This window comes from Janthinobacterium sp. TPC_1 (assembly GCF_056037845.1).
Window position 1 is genome coordinate 2,931,839 of the sequence record NZ_CP195157.1, and the last position, 20,262, is coordinate 2,952,100.

Consider the following 20,262-nt stretch of genomic DNA (forward strand, 5'->3'; position numbering starts at 1 on the left):
GAGGGGGAATGCAGGCTGAGCCTTAACTTTTGTTGGGCTGCGTCATCTCCAGGGGAACGATCCATGCACTGAATTGCTCTTCCGTCACAAAGCCCAGGGCCAGCGCCGCTTCCTTCAGGGTCGTGCCTTCGTGCTGGGCCTGTTTGGCGATTTGCGCCGCCTTGTCGTAGCCGATGTGCGGTGCCAGCGCCGTGACCAGCATCAATGAGCGTTCCATCAGTTCGGCGATGCGACCACGGTTCGGTGCGATGCCGTGCGCGCAATGCGCGTCGAAGCTGCGCATGCCGTCCCCGAGCAGGCGCGCGCTTTGCAGGAAGTTGTGCGCGATCAAGGGCTTGAAGACGTTCAGCTCGAAATTGCCCGAGGCGCCGCCCACGGTGATGGCCACGTCGTTGCCGAATACCTGGCAGCACAGCATGGTCAGCGCCTCGCACTGGGTGGGATTGACCTTGCCCGGCATGATGGAGCTGCCCGGCTCGTTTTCGGGGATGGTGATTTCGCCGAGGCCGGAACGGGGACCGGACGCCATCCAGCGCACGTCGTTGGCGATTTTCATCAGGGCCGTGGCCAGGGTTTTCAAGGCGCCATGGGCGGCGACCAAGGCATCGTGGGCGGCCAGGGCGGCAAACTTGTTGCTGGCCGTTTCGAACGGCTGGCCCGTCAGGCGCGCCAGCTCAAAGGCGATGCGGCCTGCAAATTCCACGTGGGCATTCAATCCCGTGCCGACGGCCGTGCCGCCGGCGGCCAGCTGCAGCAGCGGCGGCAGCGCTGCCGTGATGATGTGCTCGGCAAAGTCCAGCTGCGCCACGTAGCCGGAAAATTCCTGGCCCAGGGTCAAGGGCGTGGCGTCCTGCAAATGCGTGCGGCCGATCTTGACGATGTCGGCAAATTCCGTCGCTTTCGCGTCGAGCGTGGCGCGCAGCTGGCGCAGCGGCGGCAAGACGGTGTGGGCGACGGCCAGCGCGGCCGCCACGTGTATGGCGGTGGGAAAGATGTCGTTCGAGGACTGGCCCAGGTTGACGTCGTCGTTCGGGTGCAGCAGGCGCTCGGCGCCCCGCAAGCCGCCGATCAGCTCGGAGCCGCGGTTGGCCAGCACTTCATTCATGTTCATATTGCTTTGCGTGCCGGAACCCGTCTGCCAGACGGCCAGCGGGAATTCCCCGTCATGCTTGCCGGCCAGTACTTCGTCGGCCGCCTGCGTGATGGCGATGGCTTTTTTGCCATCCAGTAATCCCAGGTCCAGGTTGACGTGGGCGGCCGCGCGCTTGACGGTGGCCAGGGCGGCGATCAGTTCGGGCGGCATCTTTTCCGTGGAGATATGGAAGTGCTCGAGCGAGCGCTGCGTTTGCGCTCCCCAAAGCCGGTCGGCGGGTACGTCGATCGGGCCGAAACTGTCGCGTTCGATTCTGCTACTCATGGCATCCCTTTCATCGATGGAGGTGGATCGAGTGTACTCCAGACGTCAAAAAGGCACAGGATGATGCTGTATTGCATCATTTTTGCCTTGGCTCATCTATATTTTTGCGATTTCCTGCCGTTAAAGACAGGCGAGTCTCCATTATTTATCTTGTTATCAAAGCGATCAGTCCATGCAGAGCAGCATCTTTCCCCGTTGGTCCCTGATCGCGTGCGCCGCCGCCAGCCTGGCCTTGCCGCCCGTCATGGCGGCCGAACTGGGCGACATGGCCGTGCTGTCGCACGTGGGCCAGCCCTTGCTGGCCGAGATCGAGCTGACGGCGCTGGCGCCCGATGAAGCCGGCGGCGTGGCCGTGCGCCTGGCTTCGCCCGATGTGTACCGGGGCGGCGGCATCGGCATGGACGCTGCCCTGCAAACCTTGGCGATCAGCCCGTTTGAACGCGGTGGGCGGCAGTATGTGCGCGTGACCACCCGGCAAGCGATCCAGGCTGGCCACGTGCATCTGTATTTGTTGCTGGGCAGTGGCAATGGTGCCGTCGTGCGCCTGGGCACCTTGTGGCTGACGCCGGCCCCGCCCGCTGCCGCCAGTGTGCCAGCCAGGCAAGCTGTTCCGGCGCCCGCGCCAGTGCCCGCGCTCATGCCTGTAGCGCCGCCGCGCGCCGTGGCCGGAGCGCCGCCGCCCGATGCTGCCGCGCTGGCGGCCCGCGCGCGGGCAGAGGGCATGTTGCGTCCGGCCAAGGTGTTCGTGCCGCCGCCCGCCGCGCCTGCGCCAGCCGCTCCCGCGCTGCGTCCGCCGCCGTTGCGCCGCGCCACGGCGCCCGTGGCCGCCTGCGCGCCGCAGGCCGATGCCGGGCAGGCGGCAGCGTGCGTGGCGCTGGACGAGAAAAATACGGCCCTGAATGACAAGCTCGGCGAATTGGAGGGCAAGATCGGCGCCTTGCAAAAGGCGCTGGCGCTGCCTGCCGCCGCGGCCGTGCCGCCTGCTGCCGCGCCAGCCGTGGCGGAAGCGCCCCATGCCAAGCCCAAGCCCCTGCACGCGGCGCCGGCTGCCGACAAGGAAAAGAAGCCGGGAGGCAACGGCTTGCTGTGGCTCGGTGTCGGCACCTTGCTCTTCCTGCTGGTGACGGCGCTCATCGTGTATGCCGTGCGCAAGCGCAGGCAAGGGGCGGGGCCGGGCACGCCGTCGAAATACTGGGTTTTGCTGCGCAAGCCGTTCGGCCGCAGGAAGAAGGAGGTGCCCGTGCTGACGGAGACGGTGGAGGAGGGGCAGGTGGCCGAGCCGGAAGCGGAGCCGTTCTCGCGTTAATGCCGCTGCAAGGCCGCACTCCAATTTGATATAAAAAAAGATATTGAAAAAATACATGGGAACGCTTGCCAATCACGTTGCCTGTTTCTTAAAGATGGTGCTATGATTAATTCAGTGGACTTGCTCTACGACAAAACAGCCCCAGCCTGGCGCAGTCACCAACGATAGTGTGGCGCGGCAAACAGGTGTAGCGTTGCATAAACGCCTGGGTCTGGAAGCGGTTCGCGATGCCGACGATGTGCTCGCGAACGCCGGATGCAACCGGCAGCGAGGCGACGCCAGGAGATACCTGGGGCTCGCCTTCCAAATTCTCCCCCTTTGCTTCCCGCGCGCCGCAGATGGCGCGCTCACTGCCAAGGCGATAGGCGTAAAAAAAGCACCCTCGGGTGCTTTTATCGTTTCTGATGCGGCTGCTTCTTACATGCGGGCGCGCGATCCCGGCATGACGTTCGACAGCTGCGTCATCCACGGTTCCGTGATGGCGCGGATTTCGCGGTCGTTTGCCAGGATTTGCTTGAGCAAATCGATCTTGCGCTGGCGCGAGGCGCCGGCCTGGGCAGGCATGCTGCCCGCCATGGTCGCGCTGGCGGCGCTGGCGCACTGGTTTTCCAGGGTATCCAGGTCATCCCAGTCGCTCGAACGTGCGGCCACGACCATTTTGTTGGTCATTCCTGCAATATTTTCATACATCGAGAGAACGTCGTTGGAGGTCATGAGCACACCCGTAACTAGTGAATGGATTACCGCTTGTCTAGATTAACGGCGGGTCCAACGGGAACTTGAGGGTGTTTTTGAAAAAAAAGTGAAAATAATTTGCCTGATTTTGGCGTGCCGCCGGAATCGCCCGCAAACCCGCATGGATGCTGGGGTGGCGATACCGGCAGCGGTGGATTTATTTGACGAGTTCTTCCAACCCTGCGCTCAGTTCGGCAGGCGGCGGCATCTTGTCGACCAGCACGGAGGGCGGCAAACCCAGCGCTTCAGCCACTTCATTCGGGTAGCAGGCGATGATTTCTTCATTGCTCAACGCATTTTCCTCGATGCGCGCGCGCCAGGCGGCCAGGTGGATGATGGCGGCCAGGCGGTTCAACGGCGCCTTGGCCAGCGGATCGGGAAAGGCGGCGATGGCCTCGGCAAAGGCGGGCGGAAACTTCCAGCGGCGCGCCAGTTCGGCGCCCACTTGCGCATAGTCATAGCCCAGCGATACCCGTTCCGCATCGAGCCGGCGCGCATCGAGCGGCGGTGCGATCTTGTCGAGCTGCATGGCTTGCTCGGGCATGACGGCATGGATCACCAGTTGTCCGATCGCATGCATCATGCCGATGGTGAACGCCAGGTCCTGGTTGTCACCCGTCTGCCTGGCGATCCAGCGGGCCGACACGGCGCTGTGCAGGCTGTAGCGCCAGAACTGCTGCAGATTCAGTCCGGGCACGGTCTTGAATCCGCTGACCAGGCCCGAGCTGATGACGAGGGTGCGCACGGTCACAAAACCGAGCATCAGCACGGCGTCTTCCACCGTGCCGATGCTGCGCGAGACGTGGTAATAGGCCGAATTGGCCAGCCGCAGCAGCTTGGCGCTCAGCACAGGATCCGCGCTCAGCTGGCGCGCGATGTCTTCGGTGGCACAGGCGGGGTTGTCGAAACTGCGCACCAGTTCATCGACGATCTTCGGGGCGGCGGGCAGGGCGTGGGGATGCTGGAACAGCGCTTCCAGTTGCATGGCAATCTCCTTGGCGTTCGCGCGGTACGGGGTCGTGCAACTATATGCTGATTTTTTGTCCGCATGCAAAAAAGTTCAGGGGCGGATTTTGGGCGGGAAACAGGCTATGATTTCAGCCCTGGTTTCAGCTCATTTTCAGCTATTTCATCGAAAGGATCGCCATGCACGGTCTGCGTTTTTCCTGGTCCCGGACGCCAGTCCAGGCCGCCATCGTCCTCGCCCTGGCCGGCGCCTCGCTGACCGGTTTGCCGGCCCAGGCGCATGGCCAGCAAGCGGCCGTGCCCGCTGCCGCGAAGACCTTGCCCGGCGACGATTTCTACGATTACGTGAATGGCGACTGGCTGCGCAGCACGGAAATTCCCGCCGACCGCAGCAGCTGGGGCTCGTTTGCCATCCTGTCCAACGCCACCAACGAACGCATCATCGGCCTCGTCGAAGGCCTGGCCGCTACGCCGCAGGCGGACGCGTCCGCGCGCCAGGTCAGTGATTTTTACCGTTCCTGGATGGATGAAGCGGCTATCGAAGCGAAAGGCTGGGCGCCGATCAAGCCCTTGTTGACCAAGATCAATGGCATACGCGACCGGACGGGGCTGGCCCGCGCGCTGGGTGAAAGCTTGCGCGCCGATGTCGATCCGCTCAACGCCACCAATTTTTATACGGAAAACCTGTTCGGCCTGTGGGTGGCGCAAGACTTGAACGACACCACGCGCAACGTTGCCTACTTGCTGCAAGGCGGCCTGGGTTTGCCCGACCGCGCCTTCTACCAGGGCGACAGCGCCCGCATGCAGGGCTTGCGCGCGGGCTATCAGGCGCATATCGCGGCCATGCTCAAGCAGGCCGGCTACGGCGATGCGCCGGCCCGCGCCGCGCGCGTGTTTGCGCTGGAACAACAAATTGCCGCGAGTCACGCTAGCCGCGAGGATTCGGCCGATGTCGTCAAGGGCAACAACGCGTGGCGCGCCGCCGACTTCGCCAGCAAGGCACCGGGCCTGGACTGGAAAGCCTTCTTCCAGGCGGCAGGGCTGGGCCAGCAGACGGATTTCATCGTCTGGCACCCGTCGGCCATGACGGGCAGCGCCGCGCTGGTGGCGAGCGTGCCGCTGGCCACGTGGAAGGATTTTCTTTCCTTCCACGCGATCAACCATTTCAGTACCACCTTGCCGAAGGCGGCCGCCGACCAGCGCTTCGCCTTCTATGGCAGCACCCTGAGCGGCACGCCGCAGCAGTCGCTGCGCAGCAAGCGCGCGCTGGCCGCGACGAATGCGGCCCTGAGCGACGCCGTCGGCAAGCTGTACGTGGATCGCTATTTCCCGCCGGAATCGAAAGCCCGCGTGCAAGACATGGTGACGAATATCGTCGCCGCCTTCTCGCGCCGCATCGACAAGCTGGACTGGATGGCGCCGGCCACCAAGGCGCAGGCGCAGGAAAAACTCAAGACCCTGTACGTGGGCGTGGGCTACCCGGAACGGTGGGAAAACTACGCGGGCTTGCGCGTGGTGCGCGGCGATGCGCTGGGCAATGTGCAGCGGGCCGAGCAGTTTCATTACCGGCAGGAACTGGCCAAGCTGGGCCAGGCGCCCGACCGCAAGGCCTGGGCCATGCCGGCGCAGCTGGTCAACGCCGTCAACCTGCCGCTGCAAAATGCGCTCAATTTCCCCGCCGCCATCCTGCAACCGCCGTTTTTCGACCCGCAAGCGTCCGACGCGGCCAACTATGGCGGCATCGGCGCCACCATCGGCCACGAGATCAGCCACAGCTTCGACGACCAGGGCGCGCAGTTCGACGCCCAGGGCAAGCTGCGCGACTGGTGGACGCCGGCCGACCTGGCGCATTTCCAGTCGGCATCCAAGCAGTTGGTGGCGCAGTTCGCCGCCTACAAACCGTTCCCCGACCTGGCCGTGAATGGCCAGCTGACCCTGAGCGAAAACCTGGCCGACCTGGCCGGCGTGGCGGCCGCGCATGACGCGTTTGCGCTATCGCAACAGGGCAAGCCGGCGCAGGCGGACGCCGACCGCGATTTCTTCACGGGCTATGGCGTCAGCTGGCGCAGCAAGGCGCGCGAAGCGGCGGCGCGCCAGCAAATCCTCACGGATGGCCATGCGCCGGCGCAATACCGCGCCGCCACCGTGCGCAACCTCGACGCCTGGTATCCGGCCTTCGACGTCCAGCCGGGGCAGCAGCTGTACCTGGCGCCGGAACAGCGCGTGCGCGTCTGGTAGACAATGTGGACGGTGCCGGACGCGCAATGCGCCGGCGCCGTAAAATGGCGTGATTACTGATTGGAGCGCCATGAAGCCGACCTCGCAAGACCAGCAAGATCCCATCCACGCCATCACGGGCCGCACCCTGGCCCACTACGATGCCAGCGCCGAGCAGTTTTTCGAAGGCACGCGCGACCATGACGTCAGCCAGAACATTAGCGCGCTGCTGAACGCCATCGGCAAGCCGGCGCCGCTGGCGATTCTCGACCTCGGTTGCGGCCCCGGCCGCGACCTGAAGGCGTTTACGGGCCTGGGCCACCACGCAACGGGCGTCGATGGCTGCCCCCGTTTCGTCGGGATGGCGCGCGCCTACAGCGGCTGCACCGTGTGGCAGCAGGATTTCGTCGACCTCGATTTGCCGGCCGCGCACTTCGACGGCGTGTTCGCGAATGCCGTGCTGTTCCACGTGCCCAGCGCCGCCTTGCCCGGCGTGCTGCGCGCTTTGTACGCGTGCCTGAAACCGGGCGGCGTGCTGTTCAGCTCGAACCCGCGCGGGCAGAACGAGGAAGGCTGGAATGGCGCGCGCTACGGCAGCTACCACGACGAAGCGACGTGGGCCGCCACGTGCAGGCGGCCGGTTTCAGCCTGGTCGAGCAATACTACCGTCCGCCGGGCCTGCCGCGCGAGCAGCAGCCGTGGCTGGCCACCGTCTGGCGCAAGGATTTGACGGCCTGATCGACGATGTTGGCACTGTGTTAGGAACCGTACAGAGCCTTTGATCCCCACTGCGTACTATGGACACATCGACACGCAACAAGCAGCGTGTGAGCCGCAGTACCGGCCCTGATGGGCTGGACAACAGATGTACCAACTACAGTGAGGATCCATCATGAACAAAGATCAAGTCGAAGGTAAACTGAAGGAAGTCGGCGGTAAAATCCAGGAAGCCGCTGGCAAAGTCGTCGGCAGCGAAGAACAGCAAGCCAAGGGCCTGGCAAACCAGGTCGAAGGCAAAGTGCAGAAGAAGGTTGGCGATGTGAAAGACGCGGTGGAAACCATCACGCGCAAACCGTAATTTGCTGTACACATAAAAAAACCGCCGCCTGTCGCGAGACAGGCGGCGGTTTTTTATTTGATGCAGCGCAAGCTTACTGTGCTGGCTTCATCAGGTTTTGCTTGAAGAACAGCTCGATTTTCTTGTACACGTGGCGCTGGCCCGCGCGCGACGAGATGCCGTGCTTGGCGCCCGGATACGTCATCAGGTCGAATTGCACGCCGCGGTTCACCAGCGCGTCGATCAGTCGCGTGCTGTTGCTGAACAAGACGTTGTCGTCGGCCATGCCGTGCACCAGCAGCAGCGGCGACTTCAGGCCGTCGAGGTGGGCGAACACGGTGCTGGCCTTGTAGCCGTCCACGTTTTCCTTCGGCATGCCGAGGAATTGCTCCGTGTAGTGGGTGTCGTACAGCGACCAGTCGGTGACGGGCGCAACCGACACGCCCATGGCGATCTTGTCCGATGCTGCCGACAGCAGGCGCAGGGTCATGAAGCCGCCGTAGCTCCAGCCGAACACGCCGATGCGTTTCGCATCGACGAAGCTTTGCTTGGCCAGCCAGTCGATGCCGACCAGCTGGTCCGCCACTTCGGCCGCACCGAGGTTGTGATAGATGGCGTCCGTGAACGCGCGCTCGCGGCGCGACGAACCCCGGTTATCGAGGCGGAAGACGACAAAGCCCTGCTGCGCCATGTACTGGTCGAAGTTGTTGCCCCAGCGGCGAGCCACGTGCTGCGAGTGCGGGCCGCCATACGTCGACAGGTAGACGGGGTAGCGCTTGCCCGCGTCGAAGTTCGACGGCTTGACGATCGAATAGTGCAGGGTCTGGCCATCGTTGGCCTTCAGGGTGCCGTACTCGGTCGGCAGGTGGTCGGCCTTGTACTTGGCGTATGGATGGCCGGCGTTCAGCGCGTTTTCTTCCAGCCAGCCCACCATGGCGCCGTCCGGGCGGCGGATGCTCACCTGCGGCGGCGTGGCCGGGTCGGAATACGTGTCGACAAAGACTTCGCCGTTGCGCGAGAACGTCGTGTCGTGCCAGCCGTCGGCCTTGGTGACGCGCTGCGGCTTGTCGGCCGTGCTGCCGTCGAGGGCCAGGGCGTAGGTCTGCTTGTCGATCACGGCGTCGCGGTTCGACGACACGAACACTTTACCCGTCTTCTGGTTCACGGCCAGCACGCTGTCGATGCCCCACTCGCCGGAAGTGACAGGGTGCAGCAGCTTGCCGCCCATGTCGTACAGGTACAGATGGTTGCGGCCCGTGCGCTCGGACGACCACAGGAAGGTGCCGTTCGACAGGAAGCGCAGGTCGTCATGGATGCTGACCCAGGTTGTCGACGTTTCCGTCAGCAAGGTGCGCTGCGCCAGGGTAGCCGCGTCGACGGCGACCAGGTCCAGGGTCTTCTGGTCGCGCGACTGGCGCTGGTAGACGAGCGACTTGCTGTCCGCGCTCCAGTCGGCGCGCACCAGGTAGATGTCCGGGTTCGTGCCCAGGTCCACCTGGCGCTGCGCGCCCGTTTCCGGCGAGACGGTCAGCAGTTGCACCAGCACGTTCGGGTCGCCGGCGGCAGGGTAGCGCTGTTCCACGACGACGTCCGTGCGGTCGGCGAAGATTTCGAAGCGGCGCACGACGGGCACGGGCGCTTCGTCGTAGCGTTTATAGGCGATGGCGGAATCGTCCGGCGCCCAGTAGTAGCCGGTGCGCTGGCCCATTTCTTCCTGCGCCACGAATTCGGCTTCGCCGTTGCGGATCGTGCCCTTGCCGTCGGTCGTCAGCTGGCGTTCCTTGTCCGTCTTGAGGTCGATCACATAGATGTTTTGATCGCGCACAAACGACACGTAGCGGCCCTTCGGCGAGATTTTCGGATCGAGCACATTGCCCTTGGCGACCAGGCGCGCCTTGTCCGGGTGGGCCGCGTCGACCAGGTACAGATTGCCGGCCAGCGGCACCAGCAGCTGCTTGCCGTCCGGCGACCAGCTGTAGCTGAGAATGCCGTTCAGGCTGGCCGTGCGCTCGCGTTCGCGGCGCGCCTGCTCTTCGGGCGAAATCGTTTCATTCGGCACCAGCGCCTTCGAGTCGATCAGGCGGTGCGTGCTCTTGTCCTTCAGCTTGAATTCCCACAGGTCGAGCTGGAACTGGTTGTCGGCGCGGCCGCGCAGGAAGGTGACGCGCTCGCCATCGGGCGAGACCTTCAGGTTGCGCACGCCGGGGCCGGCCAGCGCCGGATCGGCGTGGATGCGTTCCAGGGTCAGCTTTTCAGCCGATGCGGGAACGCTGGCCATCGCGGCCAGGAAACAAAGAATAAAACGCATGGATGTCTCGGTAGTTGGAAGGGAAGGGCACTGCATGTTAAGGCGAGCTTGAGCGTTGCCTAAGCGTAAGACGATACCAGAGCGTGCCTGTTTATGCGATAGCCCATGCCACGGAATATGGCGTTCCTGGCCATATTTCCTTCGTCAAAAATGTCCAGCAGCCGCCCATTCCATGGCGCTTTGCCCCGTTCAGGCCAATATCGTGCCTTCGATTACCGTCAGGCATGCGCCGCCTATCCAGGCGTGGCCATCGCGGAAAGTCACGGACACGCGGCCGTCGCGCTGCAGGCACGTGCCCTGGCGGACCGTGTAGTCGGCGCCCGCCAGCAGGTGCGCGATGCAGGCGTTGGCGCTGCCCGTGACGGGGTCTTCGACCAGCGCGCCATGCTCGCTGAGCAGCGCGCGCACTTCGTAGTCGGCCGGCCCGCCTGCGCCGTGCGGGCCGTACAGCGCCAGGCCGTCGGCGCCGGCGGCGGCCAGCAATGGCGTCAGCGCGGCGATGTCGGCGCGCACGGCCAGGCAGGCGGCGGCGCTGGCCAGCGGCACGCACAGCCAGCGGATGCCCATGTCGGCGATGGTGGCGCCAGCGGCCAGTTCTCCGCCCAGCGCCGTTTGCAGCAGCGGCAGCAGATCCGGGGCGAGCGCGCGCGTGCTGCAGGGCGGCGCCTGGAACGCCAGCACGCCGCCGGCACCGCGTTCTATCTGCACCAGGCCGACGCCGCATTCCTGCACGATGCGCGCGCCCCTGGGCTGCATGCCCGCATCGAGCAGGGCGTGCGCCGTGCCCAGGGTCGGGTGGCCGGCGAACGGGAATTCCATCTCGGGCGAAAAGATCCGCACGCGGTAATCGGCGGCCGGGTCGCGCGGCGCCAGCACGAAGGTGGTTTCCGACAGGCCCGTCCAGCGCGCGATGGCCTGCATCTGCGCGGCGTCGAGGCCATTCGCGTCTAGCACGACGGCCAGCGGATTGCCCGAGAAGGGAACCGTGCTGAAGACGTCGACTTGCCTGAAGGGGCGTGGTTGCCGCATGGTGTGCTCCTTGTGCATGGGGGGCTCCTTGTATCAGGCTGCGCGCAGGCGCTGCAGCGACAATCGGTTCAGGTACCAGGTCAGCAGCACGGCGGCCACCGTCAGGCCCGTGACCAGGCCGATCCAGAAGCCGGCGGCGGCCATCGGTTCGGCCGGCGACCAGATGAAGCCTTGCGGCGCCAGGCCCAGCACATAGCCGATGGGCAGCGAGAAGCCCCAGAGAAGGCCAGCAGCTGGATCAGCATCGGCTGGCGCGTCACCTTGTAGCCGCGGATGGCGCAGGAAGTGGCCACCTGCGTGGCGTCGGACAGCTGGAACAGGGCGGCGAACAGCAGCAGCTGCGCGCACAGGGCCTGCACTTGCGGGTCGGACGTGTAGGCTTGCGCGATCTGGTGGCGGAAGACGGTGATCAGGGTGGCCGAGACGATGGCCGCCGTCAGCGACATGGCCACGCCCACCCACGAGATGAAGCGCGCGCGGCGCAGATTGGCTTCGCCCACGGCATGGCCCACGCGCGTGACGAGCGCGATGCCGAACGTGAGCGGCACCATGAAGACGACGGACGAGAAATTGAGGGCAATCTGGTGCGCCGACACCTGGATCACGCCGAAGCGCGCCACCAGCAGGCTGATGACGCCAAAGGCGCTCACTTCGGCAAAATACGTGACGCCGATGGGCAGGCCGAGGCGCAGCATGGGGCCGATGGACGACAGCTGCGGCCATTCCCAGTGCGTGAACGGATACGTGGCGCGGTAGGCGGGCGCGATCCGGATCCACGCCAGCATGGCCAGCAGCATCATCCACACGCAGCAGGTGGTGGCCACGGCGCAGCCCACGCCGCCCAGTTTCGGCATGCCCCAGTGGCCGTAGATCAGCAGGTAGTTGACGAAAATATTCAGCGCCAGCGCGGCCAGCGCGATGACCATCACGGGCTTGGTCTGGTTGATGCTGGTGCTGTAGCCGTACAGCGCGCGGTAGGCGGCGAACGGCGGCAGCGCGCAGCTGATGATGTGCACGAACAGCTTGGCCTTGGCGGCCACCGCCGGTTCGAGCATCAGGTGGTCGAACACCAGCGCCGCCATGTTCGTCAGCAGGCAAGCCACCAGGCCGACCAGCAGCGCCTTCCACAGCGACTGGCGCACGATGTGCGGCACCCGGTCGTGGCGTGCGGCGCCGATTTCATGCGCCACCAGCGTATTGATCGCCATCATGATGCCGCTCACCGTCACCAGTACGATGGACCAGATGGCCGCGCCCAGCGACACGGCTGCCAGCTCTTCGGGATTGGTATGGCCCGTCATGGCCACGTCGGCCGCGCCCATGCCGACGGTGGCCAGCTGGCCGATCAGGATGGGCCAGGCCAGCTTCCACAGCGAGGAAACTTCATTGCGGACGGCGGGCAGGGTGAACGAGGTCGTGTGTGGCATGGGCGGCAAGCTTGACTAAACACAAGATTCTACCGGCATTCGCCGTGCTTGTCCGACGCGGCGCCCCCGGCGCCCGCCACGGTAATCATTTGTTACAGCTAAGAATGCCAGTCGCGGATAGACTGCGCGCTCTATTTGGCAAAATGACCAAATAGTCAACCGCAATACCCTGACTATGGAGCAAGACCATGCTGAAACACACCCTGAGGTGCGCCCTGTTGCTGGGCGCCGCCATGACGGCCGAACTGGCCGGCGCCGGCGAACTGACCCTGTATTCGCGCGACGATTATCACGGCCGCTCGCAGACCGTGCGCGACGCCGTCGCCGACCTGGAAACCCTGCGCTTCAACGACACGACGCAAAGCATCCGCGTGCGCTCGGGCCGCTGGGAAGCGTGCGAGGAAGCCGATTTCCGCGGCGATTGCTTCCTGCTCGAGGCGGGCGAGTACCCGTCGCTCGATGGCCGCGCCAACAAGATCACGTCGCTGCGCGAAGTGCGCGGCGGCTGGGGCGGTCATCCGGGCCGCGACCGCGATTGGGAGCGCGACCGCGAGCGGGACCGCGACTGGGACGGCCGCCGTGACCGCGAGCGCGACCGCGAGCATGGCCATCTGCCGGGGCGCTCGCTGGGCGGCGAGCTGACCTTCTATACGCGCGACGATTTCGCCGGCCGTAGCTTGACCGTGCGCAATAGTTCGGCCGATTTGCGCGAACGCGACTTCAACGACACGGTGCAGAGCGTGCGCGTGCGCTCCGGCTACTGGGAAGTGTGCGAGGACGTGGGCTTCCGCGGCCGTTGCCGCACCCTGGAACCCGGCGAATATGCGAGCCTGGAGCGCATGAGCAACCACATCTCCTCGGTGCGCGAAGTGCGCTGACGCGGGTCGCCCGGCAAGGCAAATGGCAATGGCAGGCTCCCGCGGGGGCCTGCCATTGCTTTTGGTAACAATTTATTGTGCTTTTCGCATACTTTGTTACACCGTTTTTTCTGCAGATGGCTACACTGGCATCAGTTGTCATGTCGATCACTTGCCTTTGCCGCCACCGGAGACCGCCCCATGAATCGCCCGTTCGCTTTTGCCCTGCTGTGCGCCAGTTCGCTGTTTGTCCACCTCGCGGCGCAGGCCGGCGAGATTCGCCTGTACACCGACGATAATTTCAAGGGCAGGGTGGTAGTCTTGCGCGATACGACCGATGACCTGTCGCGCGTCAATTTCAATGACACCGTGTCGAGCATCCAGGTCGAGTCGGGCAGCTGGGAAGTGTGCACGAATTCCGATTTCAAGGGCGATTGCAAGACGCTGGAACGGGGCGACTACCGCTCGATGCCGGGTATGAACGACAAAATTTCATCCGTGCGCGAAGTCGGCGGCAGCGGCAGCAGCGGCGGCGGCCGCCGCGCGGCACTGGAATTGTATGCGGACGGCGGCCAGCGCGGCGCGTCGGCCGGCATCAACGCGGACCGCGACGACCTGGTCGACATCCGCTTCAACGACCGCGCCAGCAGCGCGCGCATCGAATATGGCTACTGGCAGCTGTGCAGCGATTCCAACTACCGCGGCAGCTGCCGCGTGTTCGGGCCTGGCAGCCACGATGACCTGGGCAGCCTGAGCGGGCGCGTGTCGTCTGCGCGCCTCGTCGATCCGCGCGAAGAGAACCGTCCGCAAAATAACGAGGGACTGGTGGTGTTGTACGGCCGCGCGTTCCTGAAGGGGCCCGGGCTGCAGGTGAACCGCGACGTCAGCGACCTGGTGCACCTGAACTTCAATGACCAGGCCGCCTCCATCGCCATCCACGAAGGCACCTGGGAAGTGTGCTCGGACTCGCAGTTCAACGGCAGCTGCGAGCGCATTGGGCCGGGCAAGTATGAAACCCTGGGCGCGACGCTGGAAAAGCGCATTTCCTCGCTGCGTCGCCTGTACTGAGCGCGCGACCGGGCCTTCGCCGAGGCCTTGTATTTGTTACACTAACACCCTGGCGCAATCGCCAGGCAAATCATCACCAAAGAATGAAGAATGGAGTTAATCATGACGGGCCCTCTCAAACACGCGCTGGCATGCGCGGCGACCTTGCTGCTCTCGCTGGGGGCGCATGCGACCGCCCATGCGGGCGATATCACCTTGTTCGAAGACGTTGATTTCCGTGGCCGCGCGGTGAACCTGCGCGAGACGACGGACGATCTGTCGCGCTTTGGCTTCAACGACAAGGTGTCGAGCATCCTCGTGCGTTCAGGCACCTGGGACGTGTGCACCGATGCCGGCTTCCGCGGCAGGTGCAAGACCCTGGGGCCTGGCGAGTACAGCTCGATGCCCGGCATGAACGACGCCATCAGTTCGGTGCGCGAGTCGGGCCGCGGCGATGGCAACAATCCGGGACGCCCGGGACGCGACCCTGACCGCGGCAACGGCGGCTATGGCCGTGGCGGCTCGCTGGAAGTGTATTCGGGCGCGGGCCAGAATGGCGGCTCGGCACGGCTGAACCGCGATACGGACGATTTCGTCAGTATCGGCTTCAACGACCGCACCACCAGCATCGTCATCCATAACGGCTACTGGCAGCTGTGCAGCGATTCGAACTACAACGGCGTGTGCCGCATCTTCGGCCCTGGCCGCCACGACGACCTGGGGCGCGGCCTCGACGGGCGCGTTTCGTCGGCGCGCATGGTCGACGAGCGCGAGGCGCGCCGCCAGCAGCAATACGATAATCAGTACCAGCGGCCGCAGTACGACCAGCCGCAGTATCCGCAATACCAGCAGCCGCAGTACCAGCAGCGCGGCGCCGTCCTGCTGTTCCCCGAAGCGGGCATGCGCGGCGAACCGCTGGCGCTGGACCGCAATGCGGAAGACCTGGTGCGCTACAACTTCAACGACCGCGCCTCGTCCATCGTCGTCAACGAGGGCCAGTGGGAAGTGTGCAGCGATTCGAACTTCCGTGGCCGCTGCGAAGTGATCGGGCCGGGCGAATACGGGCGCCTGAACAGCATGGAAAACCAGATTTCCTCGCTGCGCCGCGTGCGCTGACCGCGCCTTGACGCCTTGCTGACAGGCCGCCTGCCGGGAATGCCCCGCCAGGCGGCTTTTACATTCCCAGCCGTGTGCTGACATTTGCTTGCCCTTTGTTACACTCGCCGCCTGCCGCCTGGACTACACTGGCGAAAATGTCTCAGTATTGGAGTTGTCATGGTTCGATCTTTCCGCCCTGCGCTGTTGTGCGCCGCCACCTTCCTCGCCCCGCTGGCCGCCTTCGCGGGCGAAATCACCCTGTTCCAGGATGCCGGTTTCCGCGGCCGTCCCGTGACCCTGCGTTCCGACACGGGCGACCTGTCGCGCATGGGCTTTAACGACAAGACCTCCAGCATCATCGTGCGCTCGGGCACCTGGGAAGTGTGCAAGGATGCCAGTTACCGGGGCAACTGCCGTACCTTCGGACCGGGCCGCTACGACAGCATGCCGGGCATGAACGATGCCGTTTCCTCGGTGCGCGAAGTGGGCCGTCCGGGCCACGGCGGCGGCGACCACCGGCCCTACCCGCCGCGCCCCGAGCGTCCTCATCCCGGTTATCCCGGCCACGGCGGCGGACACCGTCCGGACATGAATGGCGCCGTGCTGCTGTTCCCCGATGCGGGCATGCGCGGCCGGCCCGTGCGCCTGGACCGCGAAGTGCATGACTTGAGCCGCTATGGCTTCAACGACCGCGCCGAATCGGTCGTCGTCAACTACGGCCGCTGGGAGTTCTGCGTCGACGCCAATTTCCGCGGCCGCTGCGTGGTGATGGGGCCGGGCAGCTATGGCCGCCTGCACGGTGGTCTGGACCGCCGCATTTCCTCGCTGCGCCGCGTGCGCTGATTCCGCTGCCGGGCAGCGTCGTATTGTGCGCACGCTGTCCAGCGACTAATTCGTGTACTCTTCCCTCAGGCAGTTCAACCATGGGGAGCAGGCACGGTGGAATACAAGGACTACTACAAGGAACTGGGCGTCGAAAAGACGGCGACCGAGGCCGAGATCAAGAAGGCGTACCGCAAGCTGGTGCGCAAATACCATCCCGACGTGAGCAAGGAGCCGGACGCGGACAAGCGCACCAAGGCCCTGAACGAAGCCTACGGCGTGCTGGGCGACGCGGAAAAGCGCGCCGCCTACGATGAACTGGGCCGCAACCAGGGCGCGCAGGGCCAGCCGTTTCGCCCGCCGCCGGACTGGGGTTCGGGCTACGAATCGTCGGGCGCCGACGACAGCGACTTCTTTGCCGACCTGTTCGCCCATGTGGGCGGCCGGCGCCGCGCCAACAGCACTTTCCAGATGCAGGGCGAGGACAGCCACGCCGCCATCACCATCGACCTGCAGGACAGCTACCAGGGCGCCAGGCGCCACATCGTCATGCGCGTGCCCGAAGCGGACGCCCAGGGCCACGTCGTCACGCGCGAGCGCACCCTGGAAGTGACGATACCGAAAGGCGTCACGGAAGGGCAGCAGCTGCGCATGAAGGGGCAGGGCCATCCGGGCAGCGGCGGCGCGCCCGCCGGCGACCTGTATCTGGAAATCCGCTTCCGGCCCGATGCGCGCTACAAGGTGGAAGGGCGCGACGTGTTCGAGACGGTGCCCGTGACGCCATGGGAAGCGGCGCTGGGCGGCGAGATCGACGTGCCCACGCCATCGGGCACGGTGTCCGTCAGCGTGCCGCCCAATTCGCAGACGGGGCGCAAGCTGCGCCTGAAGGGGCGCGGCATTCCCGCCGCCCAGCCGGGCGACCTGTATCTGCTGCTGGAAGTCGTGCTGCCGCCGGCGAACGACGACAAGGCGCGCGAACTGTATGCAACCATGGCGCGCGAGATGGCTTTCAATCCGCGCCAGAAGCTGGGAGGGTAAATCATGACAAACAAGGTAATTGGCGAACTGCTCGAAGACCGTGCCCTGAGCCTGGAGGAACTGGCGCGCGCCTGCGCCGTGGAGCCGGACTGGGTGGTGCAGCATGTGCAGACGGGCGTGCTGCTGCAGGATGGTCCGCCGCCGGGTCAATGGACGGCGTGGCGCTTCACCAGCCTGGATCTGGTGCGCGCCCGCCGCCTGCACGAAATCGAATCCGTGTTCGACGCGAACGCGGACCTGGCCGCGCTGGTGGTCGATTTATCGGAAGAAGTGGCGCGCCTGCGCCGCCGCCTGCACGTGCTGGGCGTCGAGTAACCCTTAGGCCGGGTCGCCGTGCCGCTGCACGGTGATCCTGCCGATATAAAACTGCCCGTCGACGACCACCCGGTGCGGGATGCCGGCCACGTCGAAGCCGGGACCGCCGTCTTCCATCCATTCCTGCGCCAGCGAGTCGAACTGCTGCGGCGTCATGCGCAGCATCTGCGCCGTGATGACGAAGCGCGCGCCTGGTTTTTGCTTGTTGACGAAGTCGTCGATGCCGGCCATGGTGTTTCCTTTTGATACTGATCAATGTATGCGCGCATGATACCCGCCCGTGCGCGCATCTAAAAGACTTGTTCCAGCAGCGGCAACTGCTCCGCAAACCGTTCCGTCAGCCACTTGCCCGCCTGGCCCGGCGGCGTGTCCGCGCGCTGGATCAGGTAAATCGGGTAATTTTCGCCGTTGTCGACGGCCAGCGGCAGGCGCACCAGGCGGCCGGCTTCCAGGTCGTCGCGCACCATCGCTTCGGGCATGTTGCCCCAGCCCAGGCCCGCGCGCAGCAGCGCGTGTTTGGAACCCAGGTCGCCCAGGCGCCAGTTGCGCAATCCCAGCACGCCGAAATCCTGGCCCTCCGTCAGCACGCTGCGGTCGCTGAGCACCAGCTGCACGTGCTCGCGCGCCACGCTGGACGCAATCGGCCCTTGCAGCTGCGCCAGCGCGTGGCTGGGCGCGGCCACGGGAATCAGGCGTACGTGGCCGACGGCCAGGCGTTCGAAGACGCTGGCCGTGGCCGTCATCCAGCCGCCCAGGCCGATGTGGCAGCTGCCATCCATCACCAGCTGCGCCACGGCGCCCATGGCTTCGATGCGCAGGCGCAGGGCGACGGTGGGGAACTGCGCCTGGAACGCCTCGAGCACGCGCACCAGCACGCAAGTGGGGAACATCACGTCGACCACCACCGATACTTCCGCCTCCAGCCCGCCGGCCAGCGCCTTGGCGCGCGCGCGCATGCCGTCGACCTTCAGCGCCACGGCGCGCGCGTCGGCCAGCAGGGCGCGGCCCGCGTCCGTCAGGGTGGGCTTGCGCTTGCCGCGGTCGAGCAGCACCACGTTCAGCTGTTCTTCCAGGTTGGCGATGGTGTAGCTGATCACCGACTGCGTGCGGTGCAGCTGGCGCGCCGCGTGGGCGAAGCCGCCCGCGTCGATGACGGCGACAAACACGCGCAACTGGTCGAGCGAAGGCTGGCCCGGTTCTCTCATGGTAACTCCCTATCTAGAAATTCGATGCTAACCATTGATATTTATACGGTTTCATCGATGGTAGACCCGAACTATGCTGTATGCAAGGGCTGCGATGCGGCCATTCCCGTCACCCGTTTTCACAGGAGCACTTCATGAGCAAGGTTTTATACATCAATAGCAGCGTGCGCAACAGCGGTTCCCTGTCGCGCCAATTATCGGGCGAATTCGTCGCCAAACTGGCCGCGCAAGGCGCCAGCGTCGTCGAGCGCGACCTGGCGGCGCAGCCCGTGCCGCACCTGACGGAAGAGGTAATGGGCGCGTTCTTCACGCCGGCTGAGCAGCGCAGCGCCCAGGCGGCAGCGGCGGTGCAATTGTCCGATACCCTGGTCGATGAATTGCTGGCCGCCGACGTGCTGGTGCTGGCCGCGCCTATGTACAATTTTTCCGTGCCGTCGACCCTGAAGGCGTGGATCGACCATGTGGCGCGCGCCGGCCGCACTTTTCAATATACGGCGACGGGTCCCGTCGGCCTGGCCACGGGCAAGAAAGCGTATATTTTCACGGCCAGCGGCGGCGTCTACAGCGCAGGCCCGGGCGCCGCGTATGACTACCTGAGCACCTATCTGCGCACGGCGCTGGGCTTCATCGGCATCACCGATATCGAGTTCGTGCAAGCGGAAGGCGTGGCCATGGGCGAAGATGCCGTCGCCAGCGCAGTCGCCAAGAGCCGTGCCTCGATCGAGGCCCTGGCGGCCTGAGTCTGGCCCCGCGCTAGTTCCAAAGGGGGATTGCCAATCTGCCATGGTTGACATAAGCTTGCCGGCGGCACGCCCCGTGCCAGGCCGGCGAGCCGTTCGCCATGAAAGTCCCCCATGTACCAGTTGGCAAGCGCAGTACTGTTCGGATGTTCCCTGTTTTCCGCAGGCATGGCGCGCTGGCAGCAGACCGCGCCCGCTGCACCACCTGCACCGCCCCACGTGGGTCGCCACGCCTCCACGCCCGAAGATATCCGCGCCATCGAGCAAGTCGTCGCCGACTTCCAGGCGGCCCTGGTCGCCAAGGACGTCAGGCTGCTGTCGTCGCTGATGCTGCACACCAACATCCTGTTCGCCTCGCCGGCCGACGACGGTTTCATCAAGAAAATGCGCGACACGACGGACGTCCACTTCGACGGCGTCGCGGCGGGTGGCTACGCCGCTTTCGCCAACTTCATCAAGCGCGAACCGCAGCGCACGGAAGAAAAATTCTACAACGTCAAGATCACCCAGGACCGCCATGTGGCGTGGGTCAACTTCGACTACGAATTCCTCGTCGGCGACAAATTATCGAACTATGGCGTGGAAGCATGGCAGATGGTCAAGCGCGACGGCGCATGGAAAATCCTCAGCATCGTCTGGTCCATGCATTCCGCCGCCGAGGCAGGAAAATAGGGCCAG

At 65.1% G+C, this 20,262-nt stretch carries 18 protein-coding genes and 2 pseudogenes; 12 read left to right on the forward strand and 8 right to left on the reverse strand.

Annotated features, from left to right (window positions below):
* Positions 1-22: 22 nt before the first annotated feature.
* Positions 23-1,417, reverse strand: a complete 1,395-nt coding sequence (fumC, locus tag ACQVLG_RS14320) for a class II fumarate hydratase (protein ID WP_474295232.1) — start codon at positions 1,415-1,417, stop codon at positions 23-25.
* Between the two features lie 172 nt (positions 1,418-1,589).
* Here fumC and ACQVLG_RS14325 point away from each other — a divergent pair, with 172 nt between their 5' ends.
* Positions 1,590-2,723: a type IV pilus assembly protein FimV gene (locus tag ACQVLG_RS14325; RefSeq protein WP_474295234.1), complete on the forward strand. Its 1,134-nt coding sequence runs from the start codon at positions 1,590-1,592 to the stop codon at positions 2,721-2,723.
* A gap of 417 nt (positions 2,724-3,140) precedes the next feature.
* On the opposite strand, the gene ACQVLG_RS14330 is transcribed toward ACQVLG_RS14325, so the two are convergent.
* Positions 3,141-3,437, reverse strand: a complete 297-nt coding sequence (locus ACQVLG_RS14330; protein ID WP_474295236.1) for a flagellar protein FliT — start codon at positions 3,435-3,437, stop codon at positions 3,141-3,143.
* 178 nt (positions 3,438-3,615) lie between these two features.
* Positions 3,616-4,443 carry an HDOD domain-containing protein gene (locus ACQVLG_RS14335; protein ID WP_230538580.1) on the reverse strand — a complete coding sequence of 276 codons (828 nt, stop codon included), beginning with the start codon at positions 4,441-4,443 and terminating at the stop codon, positions 3,616-3,618.
* A 161-nt stretch (positions 4,444-4,604) separates the two neighbouring features.
* Between ACQVLG_RS14335 and ACQVLG_RS14340 the strand changes: the two genes are divergently transcribed.
* From ACQVLG_RS14340 to ACQVLG_RS14350, 3 genes and pseudogenes are all read left to right on the forward strand, one after another.
* On the forward strand, positions 4,605-6,662 hold the full coding sequence (locus tag ACQVLG_RS14340; RefSeq protein ID WP_474295238.1) for a M13 family metallopeptidase: 2,058 nt from the start codon (positions 4,605-4,607) through the stop codon (positions 6,660-6,662).
* A gap of 70 nt (positions 6,663-6,732) precedes the next feature.
* Positions 6,733-7,379, forward strand: a pseudogene (locus tag ACQVLG_RS14345) (class I SAM-dependent methyltransferase).
* Positions 7,380-7,533: 154 nt separating this feature from the next.
* Positions 7,534-7,719 (forward strand): CsbD family protein, encoded by a 186-nt coding sequence (locus tag ACQVLG_RS14350; RefSeq protein ID WP_116743435.1) that lies wholly within the window; start codon positions 7,534-7,536, stop codon positions 7,717-7,719.
* 73 nt (positions 7,720-7,792) lie between these two features.
* Here ACQVLG_RS14350 and ACQVLG_RS14355 read toward each other — a convergent pair whose 3' ends face one another.
* From ACQVLG_RS14355 to ACQVLG_RS14365, 3 genes and pseudogenes are all read right to left on the reverse strand, one after another.
* On the reverse strand, positions 7,793-10,006 hold the full coding sequence (locus tag ACQVLG_RS14355; protein ID WP_474295240.1) for a S9 family peptidase: 2,214 nt from the start codon (positions 10,004-10,006) through the stop codon (positions 7,793-7,795).
* Between the two features lie 189 nt (positions 10,007-10,195).
* Positions 10,196-11,035: a PhzF family phenazine biosynthesis protein gene (locus ACQVLG_RS14360; protein WP_474295242.1), complete on the reverse strand. Its 840-nt coding sequence runs from the start codon at positions 11,033-11,035 to the stop codon at positions 10,196-10,198.
* 33 nt (positions 11,036-11,068) lie between these two features.
* Positions 11,069-12,462 (reverse strand): annotated as a pseudogene (locus tag ACQVLG_RS14365) (MATE family efflux transporter).
* A gap of 188 nt (positions 12,463-12,650) precedes the next feature.
* Here ACQVLG_RS14365 and ACQVLG_RS14370 point away from each other — a divergent pair.
* From ACQVLG_RS14370 to ACQVLG_RS14395, 6 genes are all read left to right on the forward strand, one after another.
* Positions 12,651-13,340, forward strand: a complete 690-nt coding sequence (locus ACQVLG_RS14370) for a beta/gamma crystallin family protein (RefSeq protein WP_474295244.1) — start codon at positions 12,651-12,653, stop codon at positions 13,338-13,340.
* A gap of 180 nt (positions 13,341-13,520) precedes the next feature.
* Positions 13,521-14,387, forward strand: coding sequence for a beta/gamma crystallin-related protein (locus ACQVLG_RS14375; protein WP_474295245.1), 867 nt, complete (start codon positions 13,521-13,523; stop codon positions 14,385-14,387).
* A gap of 102 nt (positions 14,388-14,489) precedes the next feature.
* Positions 14,490-15,482: a beta/gamma crystallin-related protein gene (locus ACQVLG_RS14380; RefSeq protein WP_230538572.1), complete on the forward strand. Its 993-nt coding sequence runs from the start codon at positions 14,490-14,492 to the stop codon at positions 15,480-15,482.
* Positions 15,483-15,641: 159 nt separating this feature from the next.
* Positions 15,642-16,307: a beta/gamma crystallin-related protein gene (locus tag ACQVLG_RS14385; RefSeq protein WP_474295247.1), complete on the forward strand. Its 666-nt coding sequence runs from the start codon at positions 15,642-15,644 to the stop codon at positions 16,305-16,307.
* 96 nt (positions 16,308-16,403) lie between these two features.
* Positions 16,404-17,324, forward strand: a complete 921-nt coding sequence (locus ACQVLG_RS14390; RefSeq protein ID WP_474295249.1) for a DnaJ C-terminal domain-containing protein — start codon at positions 16,404-16,406, stop codon at positions 17,322-17,324.
* 3 nt (positions 17,325-17,327) lie between these two features.
* A complete protein-coding gene (locus ACQVLG_RS14395; RefSeq protein WP_474295250.1) occupies positions 17,328-17,639 on the forward strand; it encodes a chaperone modulator CbpM in 312 nt (103 codons plus the stop codon).
* Between the two features lie 3 nt (positions 17,640-17,642).
* Here ACQVLG_RS14395 and ACQVLG_RS14400 read toward each other — a convergent pair whose 3' ends face one another.
* Together ACQVLG_RS14400 and ACQVLG_RS14405 are read right to left on the reverse strand one after the other, a co-directional pair.
* Positions 17,643-17,870 carry a hypothetical protein gene (locus ACQVLG_RS14400; protein WP_034759733.1) on the reverse strand — a complete coding sequence of 76 codons (228 nt, stop codon included), beginning with the start codon at positions 17,868-17,870 and terminating at the stop codon, positions 17,643-17,645.
* A gap of 59 nt (positions 17,871-17,929) precedes the next feature.
* Entirely contained in the window at positions 17,930-18,844 is a 915-nt protein-coding gene (locus ACQVLG_RS14405; protein WP_474295252.1) for a LysR family transcriptional regulator, read from the reverse strand.
* Between the two features lie 134 nt (positions 18,845-18,978).
* On the opposite strand from ACQVLG_RS14405, the gene ACQVLG_RS14410 reads away from it, so the two are divergent.
* Both ACQVLG_RS14410 and ACQVLG_RS14415 read left to right on the forward strand, forming a co-directional pair.
* Positions 18,979-19,584, forward strand: a complete 606-nt coding sequence (locus ACQVLG_RS14410; protein ID WP_474295254.1) for an FMN-dependent NADH-azoreductase — start codon at positions 18,979-18,981, stop codon at positions 19,582-19,584.
* A 114-nt stretch (positions 19,585-19,698) separates the two neighbouring features.
* On the forward strand, positions 19,699-20,256 hold the full coding sequence (locus tag ACQVLG_RS14415) for a Cif family virulence factor (RefSeq protein WP_474295256.1): 558 nt from the start codon (positions 19,699-19,701) through the stop codon (positions 20,254-20,256).
* Positions 20,257-20,262: the final 6 nt, after the last annotated feature.

Bases quoted from the DNA above. Each gene is read 5' to 3' on its own strand.
- ACQVLG_RS14325 (WP_474295234.1), top strand. From the start codon at position 1,590: ATGCAGAGCAGCATCTTTCCCCGTTGGTCCCTGATCGCGTGCGCCGCC.
- ACQVLG_RS14380 (WP_230538572.1), top strand. From the start codon at position 14,490: ATGACGGGCCCTCTCAAACACGCGCTGGCATGCGCGGCGACCTTGCTG.
- ACQVLG_RS14340 (WP_474295238.1), top strand. From the start codon at position 4,605: ATGCACGGTCTGCGTTTTTCCTGGTCCCGGACGCCAGTCCAGGCCGCC.
- ACQVLG_RS14395 (WP_474295250.1), top strand. From the start codon at position 17,328: ATGACAAACAAGGTAATTGGCGAACTGCTCGAAGACCGTGCCCTGAGC.
- ACQVLG_RS14330 (WP_474295236.1), bottom strand. From the start codon at position 3,437: ATGACCTCCAACGACGTTCTCTCGATGTATGAAAATATTGCAGGAATG.
- ACQVLG_RS14415 (WP_474295256.1), top strand. From the start codon at position 19,699: ATGTACCAGTTGGCAAGCGCAGTACTGTTCGGATGTTCCCTGTTTTCC.
- ACQVLG_RS14375 (WP_474295245.1), top strand. From the start codon at position 13,521: ATGAATCGCCCGTTCGCTTTTGCCCTGCTGTGCGCCAGTTCGCTGTTT.
- ACQVLG_RS14405 (WP_474295252.1), bottom strand. From the start codon at position 18,844: ATGAGAGAACCGGGCCAGCCTTCGCTCGACCAGTTGCGCGTGTTTGTC.
- ACQVLG_RS14360 (WP_474295242.1), bottom strand. From the start codon at position 11,035: ATGCGGCAACCACGCCCCTTCAGGCAAGTCGACGTCTTCAGCACGGTT.
- ACQVLG_RS14355 (WP_474295240.1), bottom strand. From the start codon at position 10,006: ATGCGTTTTATTCTTTGTTTCCTGGCCGCGATGGCCAGCGTTCCCGCA.
- ACQVLG_RS14335 (WP_230538580.1), bottom strand. From the start codon at position 4,443: ATGCAACTGGAAGCGCTGTTCCAGCATCCCCACGCCCTGCCCGCCGCC.
- ACQVLG_RS14410 (WP_474295254.1), top strand. From the start codon at position 18,979: ATGAGCAAGGTTTTATACATCAATAGCAGCGTGCGCAACAGCGGTTCC.
- ACQVLG_RS14370 (WP_474295244.1), top strand. From the start codon at position 12,651: ATGCTGAAACACACCCTGAGGTGCGCCCTGTTGCTGGGCGCCGCCATG.
- ACQVLG_RS14350 (WP_116743435.1), top strand. From the start codon at position 7,534: ATGAACAAAGATCAAGTCGAAGGTAAACTGAAGGAAGTCGGCGGTAAA.
- ACQVLG_RS14385 (WP_474295247.1), top strand. From the start codon at position 15,642: ATGGTTCGATCTTTCCGCCCTGCGCTGTTGTGCGCCGCCACCTTCCTC.
- fumC (WP_474295232.1), bottom strand. From the start codon at position 1,417: ATGAGTAGCAGAATCGAACGCGACAGTTTCGGCCCGATCGACGTACCC.
- ACQVLG_RS14400 (WP_034759733.1), bottom strand. From the start codon at position 17,870: ATGGCCGGCATCGACGACTTCGTCAACAAGCAAAAACCAGGCGCGCGC.